This window comes from Sorangium sp. So ce302 (genome assembly GCF_051530145.1).
GTDB lineage: Bacteria > Myxococcota_A > Polyangia > Polyangiales > Polyangiaceae > Sorangium > Sorangium cellulosum_B.
Window position 1 is genome coordinate 10548027 of the sequence record NZ_CP150326.1, and the last position, 14076, is coordinate 10562102.

At 73.5% G+C, this 14076-nt stretch carries 9 protein-coding genes; 4 read left to right on the forward strand and 5 right to left on the reverse strand.

What is annotated here, in order from left to right:
* Nucleotides 1-19: 19 nt before the first annotated feature.
* The 5 genes from WME73_RS39920 to WME73_RS39940 all read right to left on the reverse strand — a co-directional run bounded on the left by WME73_RS39920 (nucleotide 20) and on the right by WME73_RS39940 (nucleotide 10779).
* Complete coding sequence (locus tag WME73_RS39920; RefSeq protein ID WP_437913028.1) at nucleotides 20-2092, reverse strand: amylo-alpha-1,6-glucosidase; 2073 nt, start codon at nucleotides 2090-2092, stop codon at nucleotides 20-22.
* On the reverse strand, nucleotides 2082-4028 hold the full coding sequence (gene treZ, locus WME73_RS39925; protein ID WP_437913029.1) for a malto-oligosyltrehalose trehalohydrolase: 1947 nt from the start codon (nucleotides 4026-4028) through the stop codon (nucleotides 2082-2084). The genes WME73_RS39920 and treZ overlap by 11 nt, the downstream gene beginning before the upstream one ends.
* Nucleotides 4029-4376: 348 nt before the next feature.
* Nucleotides 4377-6635 (reverse strand): ATP-binding cassette domain-containing protein, encoded by a 2259-nt coding sequence (locus WME73_RS39930; protein ID WP_437741511.1) that lies wholly within the window; start codon nucleotides 6633-6635, stop codon nucleotides 4377-4379.
* Nucleotides 6632-9481: an ATP-binding cassette domain-containing protein gene (locus WME73_RS39935; RefSeq protein WP_437913030.1), complete on the reverse strand. Its 2850-nt coding sequence runs from the start codon at nucleotides 9479-9481 to the stop codon at nucleotides 6632-6634. Before WME73_RS39935 ends, WME73_RS39930 begins: the two co-directional genes overlap by 4 nt.
* Nucleotides 9482-9609: 128 nt before the next feature.
* Nucleotides 9610-10779 (reverse strand): HlyD family secretion protein, encoded by a 1170-nt coding sequence (locus tag WME73_RS39940; protein WP_437913031.1) that lies wholly within the window; start codon nucleotides 10777-10779, stop codon nucleotides 9610-9612.
* A gap of 173 nt (nucleotides 10780-10952) precedes the next feature.
* Between WME73_RS39940 and WME73_RS39945 the strand changes: the two genes are divergently transcribed.
* From WME73_RS39945 to WME73_RS39960, 4 genes are all read left to right on the forward strand, one after another.
* On the forward strand, nucleotides 10953-11177 hold the full coding sequence (locus WME73_RS39945) for a microviridin/marinostatin family tricyclic proteinase inhibitor (RefSeq protein WP_437741514.1): 225 nt from the start codon (nucleotides 10953-10955) through the stop codon (nucleotides 11175-11177).
* A 387-nt stretch (nucleotides 11178-11564) separates the two neighbouring features.
* Nucleotides 11565-11801, forward strand: a complete 237-nt coding sequence (locus WME73_RS39950) for a microviridin/marinostatin family tricyclic proteinase inhibitor (protein ID WP_272103913.1) — start codon at nucleotides 11565-11567, stop codon at nucleotides 11799-11801.
* Nucleotides 11802-11852: 51 nt separating this feature from the next.
* The gene (locus WME73_RS39955; protein WP_437748089.1) at nucleotides 11853-12845 is read left to right on the forward strand and encodes an MvdC family ATP-grasp ribosomal peptide maturase; all 993 of its coding nucleotides are present in this window, start codon (nucleotides 11853-11855) and stop codon (nucleotides 12843-12845) included.
* Nucleotides 12842-13867 carry an MvdD family ATP-grasp ribosomal peptide maturase gene (locus WME73_RS39960; RefSeq protein ID WP_437913032.1) on the forward strand — a complete coding sequence of 342 codons (1026 nt, stop codon included), beginning with the start codon at nucleotides 12842-12844 and terminating at the stop codon, nucleotides 13865-13867. Before WME73_RS39955 ends, WME73_RS39960 begins: the two co-directional genes overlap by 4 nt.
* The last annotated feature ends 209 nt before the right edge of the window (nucleotides 13868-14076 follow it).

The window sequence follows — 14076 nt, forward strand, 5'->3', positions numbered from 1 at the left end:
CCCTGCCGGCAGGACGCGCTCAGCCTCCCGAGGGGGCCGTCCGGGCGTAGGCGCGCAGCACCTCGGCCACGCTCCACGCCTGGGCGACGCATCCGCGGGGCGTGAACGGCGGCTCGGCGTCGAAGATCTCGCTGATCGAGCCGGCGCAGGCCTCGTCGAGGTGCGGCGCGAAGCCCTCGAGCAGGCGCCGCGCCCCGCCGAGATCGGTGGGATACACCTTCAGCCAGGCGTCGATGAACGGGCCCATGAGCCACCCCCACACGGTGCCCTGGTGATAGGCCATGTCCCGCGCGCGGAGGTCGCCGAAGTACTTCGGTTTGTAGTCCGGGTGCCCCGGCGCGAGCGACCTGAGGCCCACGGGCGTCCAGAGCCGCTCCTTCACCTGATCGACGATCCCCTTCCAGCGCGCGGGCTCGAGGACGGGGTGAGGCAGCGAGATCGCGAGGAGCTGGTTCGGCCGGAAGGCGTCGTCGGCGCCCTGCTCGCCGTCGAGCACGTCGTAGAGATAGCCGTGCTTCTCGGACCAGAAGCGCCGGTTGAAGGAGGCCTTGACCTGCTCGGCGGCCGCGCCGTAGCGATTCGCCGCGCCGTCGCCGTCGGACTCGCGCGCCCAGCGCTCGATGAGGCGCAGGGCGTTGTACCAGAGCGCGTTGATCTCGACGGCCTTCCCCCGGCGTGGCGTGACCACGTAGTCGCCGACCTTCGCGTCCATCCAGGTCAGCTGGTACCCCTCTTCCCCCTGGCGGATCAGGCCGTCCTGCGGGTCGGCGCGGATGCCGAAGCGCGTCCCGCGGGTGTGGTGCTCGACGATATCGATCAGCGTGGGGAGGATGAGCCGGAGCGTCTCGCGATCCCCGGTGGTCGCCAGGTAGCGATCGAGCGCGTGGAAGAACCAGAGGGTGGCGTCGGCTGTGTGGTAGAGCCCGTCGTTCTTGCCCTCCGGGAACATGTTGGGGATGAGCCCGTCCTTCACGTAATGGGCGAACGTGCGCAGGATGTAGCCCGCCTCGGTGTGGCGCCCGGTGACGAGCGTCAGCCCCTCGAGGCTGATCATGGTGTCCCGGCCCCAGTCGGTGAACCAGTGATAGCCCGCGATGACGGTGCGCACCTCGTCCCCGGCGGCCCGGGCGCGGGCGGCGTCCTCGACGCGGCCCGCGGGGCTGATGAGGAACTGATCGGCGCCGAGGACGAGCTCCGCCGCCGGCCCGGTGCGGACCTCGGGCGCCGCGGCGAGCAGGAGCCGTGTCCGGCGCTTGCGCTCCGCGCGCTGCACCTCGTCCGTGGAGAGGGCGTTGAGCGTCTCCCAGGGCTCCGTGGACGCGATCAGGGTCGCGCTGCCCGAGACCGGGAGCTCGAGGCTGAAGCGGCCAGGGCTGTAGAACTCGCCGACGGCGTCGTATCCGCGGCTCTGCTCGATCCGGTAGCGCACGTTGCGCAGGCGGGCGCTCTCGATCCTGAACTCGGCCCGAGCGCCCTGGACCTTCAGCCGGAGCGGCGGCAGGTCGCCCGGCGACGCGAGCTCGTAGCGATCCTCGACCACGGTGAGCGCATAGGAACCCGCCACCGGCCGATCGAGCGCGCCCTCGTGCGGCCGGAAATTCACCCACGGCTGGAGCTCGATCCGCACCGGGCCCGTCCCCTCGACGAGCGTGTACGTGACATGGACCGTGTTCTGCGCGTGGGGCATGAGGAGGCGCCGCTCGATCGCCATCCCCGCGCCCTCGTAGCGCCAGACGGGGAGCCCGGCCTCGAGGCGGAACTCGGCGAGATCGATGACCTGCGCGGCGCCGTCGTCGAGCCAGGGCTCCTGACCGCCCACCTGGTACACCCTGTCCTCCGCGGTGAAGATCCGCGTGGAGAGATCGCTGAGCATCATGGTGCGGCCGAGGGGGGCCGGCAGCGCGGAGATCAGCAGTCCATGGAAGCGGCGAGTCACCGCGCCGGAGACGGTGCCCGACGCGTAACCGCCGAGGCCGTTCGTGACGAGCCATTCCCGCGTGAGCGGGTCCGAGCCGCGCTCGGCGTCGTCCTGCGAGGTGGGGGCGGCGCCCCGGGACCAGACCATCCTCCGGCAGATCTCGTCAGCGTACATGCTTCTTGGGCTCCTCTGGGCGCGGGCTCGCGCTCGTCTTCTCGGGCACCGGCGTCCCGACCACGGGGTGGAGGAGGATCGCCGCCTCGCCCGGGATGTGGACGCCCTCCTCGGTGATGACAGGTGGACTGCCTTGGCCCCCGTAGCGGGGAGACTCGCTGGACCACGACGTCTCCCAGCGGCGCCCCGGCGGCGGGGCGAAGAGCGGCTCCGGCAACGACCCTCGATGGATGTCCCGCCCGAGGTTGACGAGGAGCAGCCGGTCGTCGCCGTCGTCGCCGAAGTAGCGCAGGAGGAAGGCGTGGGCCGAGAGGACGGCCCCGTCGACGCCGCGCGGGCGCTGGGCCCGGATCACCGGGTCGCGCCGGCGGAGCGCGATGAGGTCCTCGTGGAGGGCGTAGATGTCCGCGTTCCGCTCGCGCTCGGAGAAATCGAGCTTGCAGCGCTCGAACGTCCGCGGGTCGCTCGGATCGTCGAGCTGAGCGCGGACCTCCGGCGACGAGCAGGACGGGAACTGCTCGAGGAACTCCGCCCTGCCCTTGCGCACGAGCGGGGCGAGCTCGGGGTTGTGGTCGGCGAAGAAGAGGAACGGCGCCGAGGACCCGAACTCCTGCCCTTGAAAGAGCATGGGTGTCCCCGGGGCGAGGAGCAGGGCCGCCGACATCGCCCGGAGCCTGCCCGGGCTCACGATGCGACAGAGCCGCTCGCCTCGCGCGGTGTTGGCGACCTGATCGTGGTTCTCCAGGAAGAGGACGAAGCGGGCCGGATCGACGCCGAGCGCCGGCGTCCCTCGCCGCTGCTTCTGCCAGTGATAGCGCTGCCCCTGGAAGAGAAACCCGTGCTTCAGGGCGGAGAGGAGCTCCTGGGGCGAGCCCTCGTGATCGCCGTAATAGGCCTCGCTCCGGCCGGTGAGCGCCACCTTGGCGCTGTGGTGAAAATCGTCGTTCCAGATCGCGTCGAGCCCGTAGCCGCCCCGCTCGGCGGCGCGGATCAGCCACTCTTCCTGCGACTCGTTCTCGGCCACGAGGAACGTCTCCTTGCCCTTCGCCGCCTCCCGCACGCGGCGCGCGATGGCGGCGAGGATGTGGTCCTTCGAGCCATCGTAGATGTTCTGCGTCGCGTCGAGCCGGAGCCCGTCGAGGTGGAACTCGTCGATCCAGTAGCCGGCGTTGGCGATGACGTACTCCCTCACCGCCTCGGATCGCGGGCCGTCGAAGTTGATGGCCGCTCCCCAGTCCGTCTTGTGACGATCGGTGAAGTAGTCCCCGGAGAACTGGCCGAGGTAGTTGCCGTCCGGGCCGAGGTGGTTGTAGACGACATCGAGGATCACCGCGATCCCGGCGCGGTGCGCCGCGTCCACGAAGCGGCGGAGATCGTCCGGGCTGCCGTAGAGGCGCGTCGGCGCGAAGAGGTTCACGCCGTCGTACCCCCAGTTGAAGCGGCCGGGGACCTCGGCGATGGGCAGCAGCTCGATCAGGGAGACGCCGATCCGCGCGAGCTCCGGCAGCTCGCGGGCGGCGGACTCCCATGTGCCCTCCCGGGTGAAGGTCCCGATGTGCATCTCGTAGACGACTTGCCCCTTCAGCGGGGCGCCACGGAATGCCGCGTCGCTCCATGAGAACGCGCCGGGATCGATCACCTCGGAGGGCCCGTGCGGCCCCTCCGGCTGCGACCGCGAGGCGGGATCGGGAGTGAGCGCCTCGCCGTCGTCGAGCCGGAACCGGTAGCGGGTGCCGCTCGCCGCGGACGCGACGAGCCCCGCGAAATAACCGCCCTCCTCGGGCCGCAGCGGGGCGGCCCCGCCGCTCCCCGGCCCGGCCTCCAGGACGACCTCGACCTTGCGCCTGGCCGGCGCCCAGACACGGAAGTGGACTCCTTTCCCGACGAGCACCTCTGCGCCGATGGGCAACCGCCTCTCCGTCTTGAACTCCAGCATTGAAATGAATTCTAGGCGCAACACAGATGACGTCCAGCGCCGATATGCACATGACGACGCTACCGCTGCCACTGCTCAGTTGTCGAGCGCAACGTGCCTTACGGAGCTGCCTGAGAGCGTTCAGGAGCAAACCGACATCGAGGTCGGCGGTGTCTGTGTGGCGAAATTGCGCGACGTGGGCTCGCTCTGAAGCTCGCGCGCCGCTGGGCTTCCTCCTTGCCCAAGGCATGTGTTCGTGAACACGAAGGAGATAGAACGAGACAGGAGTCGACCCATCGAGATGGGGAGATGCCATGAAGTGGGCTTGACGACCTTGCGATAGAAGGCGATGAAGCGCGCTCTCCGCGGCTACGGGTGGGCGATGACGACGAGGGTGCGCGCGCGCCGGAGCACGCAGCGCAACGCTCGCTCCAGCGTCTCCGGGTCGAGCGCCGCGAAGCTCTCGTCGAGCACGACGACCTCGGCGCCCTGGAGCAGCGCGCGCGCCATGTAGAGCCGGCTCCGCTCGCCGTGCGAGAGCTGCCAGCCCGTCTCGCCCACCACCTGCTCCAGCCCCCCCGGCATCCGGCCGAGCAGCTCGCCGAGGCCGAGCTCGTGGCAGATCTCCTCGGCCTCCGCGAGGTCGTCGGGCCTCGGCGGCCAGCGCCTGCCCATCAGCAGGTTGTACGCGAACGTCCCGGCGAGGACGTGGTTCTCGTGGAACTGCGGCGCCGCGGCCACGCGGCGCCGCCACGCGGCGGCGCCCAGCATGTGGCGGTCGAGCCCGTTCAGCAGCAGCAGCCCCGCGTCGGGCGCGCGCAGCCCCGAGAGCAGCGCGCTCAGCGTCGACTTCCCGCCGCCCGAGGGCCCCTCGAGCAGGATGCGGTCGCCCGCCGCGATCCGCACCGACACGTCGACGACCGCGGGGCGCGCCCGTCCCTTGTGCCGGAACGACAGCTCGTGCGCCTCCAGGACCGCCGCGCGGGCCTCGGCGTCCCCCTCGCGCGCGCGGGCCGGCGATCGCCCCGCGTCGGGGGGCAGCGGCGGCGGCGGCGGGCCGCCGCGGGCGGCCGCCTGGAACAGCGTGGAGACCTGCTCCCACGCGATCGCCGCGCTGGCGAGGCTCGACAGGCCGCCCGACAGGCCCTGGAGCGCGCGGCTCGCGAGCAGGACGCCCCCCAGCGCGACCGCGTACGCCCCGGCGGAGCCGGTGCCCGCGAGGAACGGCGGCAGGAGGCCGGCGATGCCCGCGATGAGCCAGCCGCGCGGCATCAGCGCGCCGATCTCGATCTGGCTCCGGTCGATGTCGCGCGACAGCAGCAGGTACTGGGCGAGCGCCTCGTCCTCGCCGTGATGCCAGCGGCCGTGGCGCTCCTGGGCGAGGCGGGTCCGGTGGCCGACCAGGCGCTCGATGAGGTCGTGCGTCATCGCGAGCCGCGCGGCGGTCCAGCGCGCGCGCCGCCGGTAGAACCGCACGCAGAGCGCGACGACCAGGGCCGCCCAGGCGACGAGCAGCAGCGCATGGATCGCGCCCGCCGCGCCCTGGGCGAGCACGGCCGCCGCCGCCGCGAGCTCGAACGCCGACGCGACCGCCGCGACGCCGCCGCCCATCGCGAGCCCCTCGATCGCCTCGGACTCGATCACGCGGCCGAGGAAGCGGCCCGCGCCCTCGCTGCGCACCTCCTCGGCGTCGAGCGCGAGCGCGCCCGAGAGCAGGCGCTGCTTGACCAGCGCGCTCGAGTCGATCGCGACGAGGCCCGACAGCCACGACATGAGCTGGCGCAGCGGCACGACCGTCGCAAGCAGCAGCGCGCCGGCGACGAGCCACCCCTCGTCGAGGTGGTCGTCGAGGATGCTGCGCCCCACGGTCATCCACACCAGGATCCAGAGCGTGTAGGCCGCCGCGTGGGCCGCGAGCAGGCCGAGGAGGCGGCGCGGGATCCGCGCGGCCATGGCCTGCCGCGCGAGCGGCGCGCCCGGCGGCAGGCGCAGGCTCCAGATGCCGTCGACGATCACGGGCCCGAGGCGCTCGTCGAGCAGGGCCCGCCGCGCGCGCGCGCGCCGCCGCGGCCGCACGGCTGCGCGCGCGAGGACGCGCTCGATCTCCGGGAGCACCTGCGCCTCGATCGGGCGGCAGATGCGGCCGGCGATCGCCTCGACCGGGACGCGCGCCGTGGAGCGGTCGGCGCGGAGCGCCGCGAGGTCCCGCCCCCTGCGCCCCACGACGGCGAGGAAGCGGGGCGCCCCGCCGTCACGCAGCCACACGAGCGCGGGCGCGACGCGGAGGAGCGCCTCGCCGATCTCGTCGTAGCGCGCCGCGATCGGCTCCGCCTCGACGCCGAGGTACGCCGCGGCCTGATCGATCCACGCCCCGAGCGCGTCCGCGCTGCGGAGGTGCCCGGCGGCCGGGACGGGCGCCGCGACAGCGCGCGGGCCGAGGCCGCTCTGCGTCGCGAGCGCCTCGAGCGCGTCGCCGAGGCGCTCCGCCGGCCACTCGAGGGCGCCGAGCGAATCGACCGCGTGGTCCGGCCGCGCCCCCCACCCAGGTTGCGGCCTCGCCCCCCACCCAGGTTGCGCCTCCGCCCCGTCCGGCCGGGCTTCCCACCCGGGTTGCGCCTCGGCGGTCACCTCCGCTGGCCCTCCCCTGCCGCTCCGGCGCCCTCCCCCGTCGCTCCGGCGCCCTCCCCTGCCGCTCCGGCGCCCTCCCCTGCCGCCTCGGCGCCCTCCCCTGCCGCCTCGGCGATGCGCCCGCGCGCGACCTTCAGCCGGCGCCACCCGCCGCTCGACCAGAGCCCTCGCTGCACCGCTGCCTCGGCCTCGAGCAGCGCGCGGTAGCGCGAGCCGGGGCGCGCCGCGAGCTCGGACGGCGCCCCGTCCTCGACCACGCGCCCGCCGTCCACGACGAGCACCCGCTCGAACGATCGCGTCTCGCCGACGTCGTGGGTGACGCACAGGAGCGTCGCGCGCCGGAAACGCCGCCGCGCCCGGGCGAGCAGCGCCCGGCGGCGCTCCCGGTCGAGTCCGCGGAACGGCTCGTCGAGGATCGCGAGCCGCGCCTCGCTCCGCAGCATCGCCCGGCCCAGGCGCAACCGCTGTCCCTCGCCACCGGAGACGAGCCCTCCGCCCTCGCCGAGCAGGGTCTTCTGCCCCTCCGGCAGCCGCTCCAGCACCTCGCGCAGCTCGGCCTCCTCGACGACGGCGCCGAAGTCGGCCGCGTCGTCGGGCGCGCCGTAGCGGAGGTTGTCGAGGAACGATCGGTTCCAGATCTGGACCGCCGGGTCGACCCACGCGGTCTCCTCGCGCAGCGCGCGCACCCGCTCGCCGTCGAGGAGGCGGCCGTCGACGAGCACCCTGCCCTCGCTCGCCCGGTGCCAGCCGAGCAGGACCCCGACGAGGCTCGACTTCCCCGCGCCCGACGAGCCCACGATCGCCACGTGGCTGCCCGCCGCGATCTTCAGATCCACCCCGTCGAGGATCACGTGACCGGCCGCCTGGATGCGCACGCGCTCGAAGGCGATCGCGCAGCCCGCGCCGCCGGCGGCCCCTTGCGCAAGCGGCGCCGCTGCCGCGGGCGCGCGCACGGGGGCGCCGGCGCGCAGCTCCTCCGGCGCGCCGAGCGGCTCGAGCAAGCGCAGCGCCGTGTTGCGGTGCCCTGGGTACTGGAGCAGCGTGCTCGCGAGCGCCTGCCCGATGGCGGGCAGCGCGAGCGCCCAGTAAAAGAGCAGGAGCGCGCGCGAGAGGGCGCCCCCGCGGGCGAGGAAATCGCCGAGGATCCACGCGGCGAGCGCGAAGCCGATCAGCGCCTGCGCCCCGTCGACGGCGAGGGCGGCGCGGAGGAGGGCGCGGCCGGCGAGCGCCCACTCCCCGAGCAGGCCCGCGTGCTCGCGCCGCACGGCCCGCTCCGCCGCGTGCGCCCGGATCGGCACGAGGCCGAGGAGCGCGTCGAGGTAGAAGCTCGTGAGCGCGCCGGCGTGGGTGCGGACGCGCAGGTCTCGCTCGACGAGGACGCGGTTCCCCGCGAACGGCAGCGCCAGCGCGAGCGCGGCGCCCGGCACGGCGAGGCGCGCGCTCCCGGGATCGATCCAGACGATCGCGGCCGTGGTCACCGCGAGGTCGAGCGCCGAGCGCGCGATCTGGCCGCCGAACGCGGGCAGGCCGCGGAGCACGTGCAAGCTGTGGCCGCGCTGCGCCATGTCCGAGGCCGGGCGGCTCTGGAAGTAGCGATCGCCGATGCGCGGGATCTTCGCGAGGAACGCCATCCGCAGCCGGACCTCGAGGTGGCGCCCGAGCCGGATCATCCCCGTGGTCAGCGAGAGATCGAGGGCGAGCTCCACCGCGAGGAACGCCGCGAGGGCGATGAGGGCGGCGAGGCGCTGCTCGAACAGCGCGAGATCGTTCGAGATCTGGAGCAGGCCCCGGAAGAGGAGGCTCTCCAGCACCACCGTGGCGACGCTGAGCAAGAGCGCGCCGGCGAGCACGGCGGGCGTCAGCAGGCCGTCCTCGCGGATCATCCGGAGGAGCGCGCGCGCAGGCGGGATCTCGCGCTCCGCGAGGGCAGCTGCGAGGTCGGGGGGCAGGCGCGCCTCGCCGCGAGCAGCCGTCTCGCCGCCAGCAGTCACCTCACCGCGAGCAGCCACCTCACCGCGAGCGGCCGCCTCGGCGTGCACCGGGGGCTCGGGGGCGGAGGCGCCCGGCGCGCCGTCGCGGCCTGCCGGCGCGCGGGCGAAGCCGAGCGGCCGCCGCCCGCGGATCCGCACGAGCACGGCGCCCCGCGTGAGGACCATCTCCTCCCCGGACGGGTCGGCCGGCCCCGGACGCGCCGTCCAGAAGCCGGGCGGGATCATCTCCTCCCGGTCGGCCTCGGCGTCTCGGTCGAGCAGCGCGCCCAGCACGCGCGCGGCCTCGCGTCCGCGCCCGAGGCCGCCGGAGCGCACGAGCGACGTGACCAGGCGCGCGCCGGCGTCGAGCGCGGCGATCGCTCGCCATTCCCGGTCCGACAGCGCTGCCTCGATCGGCCGTGTCCCTGCGCCGAGCCACGCGAGCCGGCGCCCGAGCGGCCGCGTGAACCCGTCGCTCGCGGCCCACGCTCGGAAGTCCGCCGCGGACAGGGGCAGCTCGTGCCGGTAGAGCTCGGCCTCGAGCTGCCGTCGCGTGACCCAGCGCCGCCCCGTGCCCGGGTCCATGATCTGCGCGAGGCCGCCGTGCCGGCGCCAGATCACGACGATGTGGAGCGGCCCTGTCGACTGCCGCACGATCGCCAGGGCGGGCAGCGCTTGAGCCTCGTCGAGGAGCACGTGCTCCGGCGGCACGAGGATCTGCTGGGCCACGAGCCCGAGCTGCTCCGCGAGGTCTTCGAGGGTGTCGATGGAGGTGCCGTCGACGTCGGTCTGGCAGGCCTCGCGCAGGCGCCCGTAGCTCACGCCGACGCCGAAGCCCTCGAGCACGCACTTGAGCGTGGCTGGCCCGCAATCCATCGCCGACGTCTGCACGACCTCCGGCGCGAGGAGCCTCCGCCTCGCGCTCGGCGGCCGGCGGCGGGGATCGGCGCTCGCTGCTCGCTCCGGCGCGGATCGTGGCGAAGATCGTCGATCGGCGCCCTGGCTCACCCGTCCGCTCCGCCGCGGACCCTCACGATCTGCCCTGCTGCCCGCAGCACGAGCGACGCCGGCGAGACGCGCTCCATCTCGATGACGACGTTGCCGGGGAGCCCGTGCTGCATGGGGATCGGCGACGCGGGATCGGGGCGCACGCCGAGCTCCACGCGGATGCGGCCCTCCTGCGCCTCGCTGGCGACGCGCTCGACGGTGGTCGCCAGGGTGCCGTATTCGGTCCAGGGGAACGCGTCGAGGCGCAGGCGTCCCGCCTGCCCCGCGCGGATCCGCCCGACGGAGGAGGGCGGGAACTCTGCGATCACCCTGAGCTCGCCGGGCGGGACGACGGCGGCCACGACGTCCCCTTCGCGCACGAAGGAGCCGGCCCGCAGCACCGTGATTTCACCGACCCGCCCGGCGATGGGCGAGCGGATCTTGCGCCGCTCGATCTCGGCGAGCAGCCCCGCGATCGTCGCCTCCAGCACGAGCCGCTCCCCCTCGAGCGAGGCCACCTCGCGGTCGAGCCGCGCGAGCTCGGCCTGCTGCTCGCTCTGCCCGGTGCGTCGCTCGACGCCGGCCCGCGCGGCGGCGCGGTCGAGCGCCTCGGTCGCCGAGCGCCGCGACAGCGCCTCGGCCGCGAGCCGCGCCGCCTCGGCCTCGGACACGAGCCCGTCCTGCCGGAGGCGAACGGCCCGCGCCGCCTCGAGCTCCTGGAAGCGCGCGCCCGCCTCCGCCTCCTTGAGCCGCGCCTTCGCCTCGTCGATGCGGGCGCGCGCCGCCTCCGCCCCGTCGCGCAGCGCCCGCGAGCGCGCCGCGATCTCGGCCCGGAGCGGCCCCATCTGCCCCGCGATGGCCGAGAGCCGGGCCTGCTTGTCGTCCATGTCGCGGCGGAGCGGCTCCACGTCGAGCTCGACGAGGACGTCGCCCGCGGCGACCTCGGCCCCGAGGAGGTCGAGGCGGACCGAGGCGACCCTCCCGCCGAGGGGCGCCTCGACGCGGTGGGCCGCCTGCCCCACCTCGAGGCGCGCGCTCACGCTCGCCTCGTACTGCCCGACGCGCGCGAGGAAGAACCACGCGAGCCAGCCTCCGAGCAGGAGCGCGCCGATCACGGCGCCGACGATCGAGCCGCGATGGCCGTCGGTCGCGATCGCGTGGATCGAGCGTGAGAACCCGGCGGGCATGAGGGGTCGCGCCAAGGTACACGAGCGAAGGATGCGCAGGAAGTCGCACCCATCGACGGGGCGAAGGCGATGAGCCTGGCAAAACTTCACGTGCAGCGCGGGCCGATTGAATGAATGCTCTCCTCCGCGGCTCCGCCGCGAGATAGTCATTCCATTCCATCTGGAGGTCCCCCATGGCTGATATCGATCGTAATCACGAGCAGAACGAGCAGAACGAGCAAACGGAGCAGGCGGAGACGGTGCCCTTCTTCGCTCGCTACCTGGAAGATCAGAAGCGCATCCGGACCGGCGTCAAAGCCGGCGGCATCTACCAGACCCTCAAGTACCCGTCGGACCGGGACGAGAACGTCACCATGAAGTACCCCTCCGACGGCGACGAAGAGCTGGCCGTGAAGTGAACCGCGAACGCCGCGCGGCGGGTAACCGCCCGCGGCCGAGCGGAACCCACCGAAATCGCCCGCAACATCGCGTCCCTTCCGCAACGACGCGTGACGACGCGTGACGACGCGTGACGACGCTTAACGAAGCGTGACGACGCGTAACCAAGCTCAACACGATTCAACACAGTAAAGCGCCCGTGATTGAAAGATCGCCGCAGCAGCGGAATCAAAGAATCACGGGATCGCGGAATTGCGACGTCGAGCCGTTGCAATCGTGCTGAAAAGCGCTGAAGAGCGCCGAAAATCGCCCTCGGGCTTGCGCCCCCGCCTGGCTGCTCGCTATGTTAGCCCTCTTGCCCTCGGCGGCTCCGTCGCCGCGGCAACGCAACCATCTGGAGGTATCCCATGGCCGATATCGACAACCGTGAGCCCGAGCAGCAGGAGCAGAAGGACGACGCCGAGGCGGTGCCGTTCTTCGCTCGCTTCCTGGAGGATCAGAAGCGCGTCCGTACCGGCGTCAAGGCCGGCAGGCCGCCCTTCCAGACGCTGAAGTACCCGTCGGACCAGGAGGACGGCGGGGGCGGCGGGAAGGACCCCATCTTCACCACGCTGAAGTACCCGTCGGACGGCGACGAGGCCTGATCACCGCATGGACCGCCCGCGCCCGTGCGAGAGAGGTACCCTGACGTGACGATGGCGAGCGCGAGCGTCCTCCTGGTCTCGCACTCACAGGACGACTTCGGGATCGGGCGTGTGGCGGAGGCGCTGCGAAGGCGCGGCGCTCGCCCCGTCCGCCTGGACGTCGACCGGTTCCCTCGCGACATCACGCTCTCGACGGCGCTCGGGCCGGGCGGCGTGCGCCGCCGTCTGGAGGACGCCGGGGCCGCGATCGGCGGAGACGAGATCTCCGCGGTCTGGCTCCGGCGCCTCTGGGCGCCGGACCTCGGCGAGGGCATCCCCGAGGAGTACCGCGGCGCGTGCGTGCGCGAGTCGATGGCGGCGCTGACCGGCTGGCTGCGCGGGCTCCCCGCGCGGCGCTGGATCAACGAGCCCGCGGCCGAGGAGCGCGCCCAGGACAAGCTGCGCCAGCTCGCGGCGGCCGCGTCGGTCGGCCTTCGCGTCCCCGAGACGGTGGTGACGAACGACCCGGCCGAGGTCCGCGGCCTCTTCGCGCGCCTCGGGGGGAACGTTGTCGCCAAGATGCTCACGCCCTTCTCGACCAGCCTCGCTGGCGGCGCGCCCTTCGTCTTCACGCACGCCGTCGCGGAGTCCGATCTCGACGCCCTCTCCGGGCTGCGCCAGAGCCCCATGATCTTCCAGGAGCGCATCCCCAAGGCGCGCGAGCTCCGCGTCGCCTGCGTCGACGGCCGGTGCTTCCCGGGCGCGCTCGACGCGACCCGCTACGAGTCGGTCGCGGTCGACTGGCGCCACCCGGACGTGAGCGAGATCGGCATCGGGTGGGAGCCGGACGCCCTCCCGCGCGACGTCGAAGCGCAGCTCGGCGCGCTCCTTCGCGCCCTCGGGCTGGTCTTCGGGGCCGTCGACCTCATCCGGACGCCGGACGGAGAGCACGTCTTTCTCGAAGTGAACCCCGCCGGCGAGTGGGGCATGCTGGAGCGGGATCTCGGCCTGCCGATCGCCGACGCGCTGGCGGAGGCGCTGCTCGCTCCGACGGAGAACCGGTGACAGTCCTCATCATCACGCACAGCGAAGACAACGAGTGCATCGACCGCGTCGCCGCCGCGATCGCCAGCCTGGGCGGCCGGGCCTTCCGCTTCGACACCGACGCCTTCCCGGCGGGGGCGCGGCTCTCGCTTTCGTCGGGGGCCGGGGCGGGCCGCTCCACGCTGACCACCCGGGACGGCGCCCTCGACCTCGGCGACGTGACCGCCGTCTGGTATCGCCGGGTCGCCTACGGCGCCAGGCTGCCCTCGTCGATGGATCCGCAGCTCCGGAGCGCGTCGGTCCACGAGGCGAAGCAGACAGCGGAGGGCATGCTCGCGGCGTTCCGCGTCCCGCAGGTCGACCCCTTGCCGGCGGTGCGCTTCGCGTCGAACAAGCAGGTGCAGCTCGACATCGCGCGCGAGGTCGGCCTCGACACGCCGCGCACGCTCACGACCAACGACGCCGAGGCGGCGCGGGCCTTCGCCGCGACCTGCCCGGGCGGGGTGATCGCCAAGATGCTCTCGTCGTTCGCCGTCTACCGCGACGGCGAGGAGCAGGTGGTCTTCACGAACGCCCTCGAGGCCAAGGACCTCGCGGACATGCGGGGGCTCTCGCTCTGCCCGATGACCTTCCAGGAGAACATCCCGAAGGCGCGCGAGCTGCGGGTCACGGTCGTGGGCGAGCGCGTCTTCACGGCCTCGGTCGACTCGCAGGCGGCGCCCGGCGCCGAGGTCGACTGGCGCCGGCAGGGGCTCGAGCTCATCGACGCCTGGCGCAAGGACACGCTCCCGCCCGACGTCGAGACGGGCGTGCTCCGGCTGATGGATCAGCTCGGCCTCAACTACGGCGCGATCGATATCCTCCGCACGCCGGACGGTCGGCACGTCTTCCTCGAGGTCAACCCGTCCGGCGAGTTCTTCTGGCTGGAGCGGAACCCCGGGCTCCCGATCAGCGAGGCGCTCGCCGAGGTGCTGCTCGGCAAGGCGCCGCGGCGCGGCTCGTGGAGCGCCTTCCTCCACACGCCGGCGACGCAGCCCCGCTGATCCGGCGGCGCAGCGCCGCCGAGCGGACGCTCGGTGCCCTCCGCCCGCCCGCCTGCCGCTTCCAGCACGACACGACCTGTCGCTCCCCTCACCGGACGGACGGGCGCCGCGCAACGCGCGCCGGCGCCGCGCGGTGCGGCTTGACAACGCCCGGAGGTTCCGCACTTGCTATCCGTTCAGGGGAGGGCACCGCCCCCTGCGCCCGGCAA

Coding starts and splice junctions, on each gene's coding strand:
- WME73_RS39920 (WP_437913028.1), bottom strand. CDS start 2,092: ATGTACGCTGACGAGATCTGCCGGAGGATGGTCTGGTCCCGGGGCGCC.
- WME73_RS39935 (WP_437913030.1), bottom strand. CDS start 9,481: ATGGATTGCGGGCCAGCCACGCTCAAGTGCGTGCTCGAGGGCTTCGGC.
- WME73_RS39955 (WP_437748089.1), top strand. CDS start 11,853: ATGGCGAGCGCGAGCGTCCTCCTGGTCTCGCACTCACAGGACGACTTC.
- WME73_RS39940 (WP_437913031.1), bottom strand. CDS start 10,779: ATGCCCGCCGGGTTCTCACGCTCGATCCACGCGATCGCGACCGACGGC.
- WME73_RS39950 (WP_272103913.1), top strand. CDS start 11,565: ATGGCCGATATCGACAACCGTGAGCCCGAGCAGCAGGAGCAGAAGGAC.
- WME73_RS39945 (WP_437741514.1), top strand. CDS start 10,953: ATGGCTGATATCGATCGTAATCACGAGCAGAACGAGCAGAACGAGCAA.
- treZ (WP_437913029.1), bottom strand. CDS start 4,028: ATGCTGGAGTTCAAGACGGAGAGGCGGTTGCCCATCGGCGCAGAGGTG.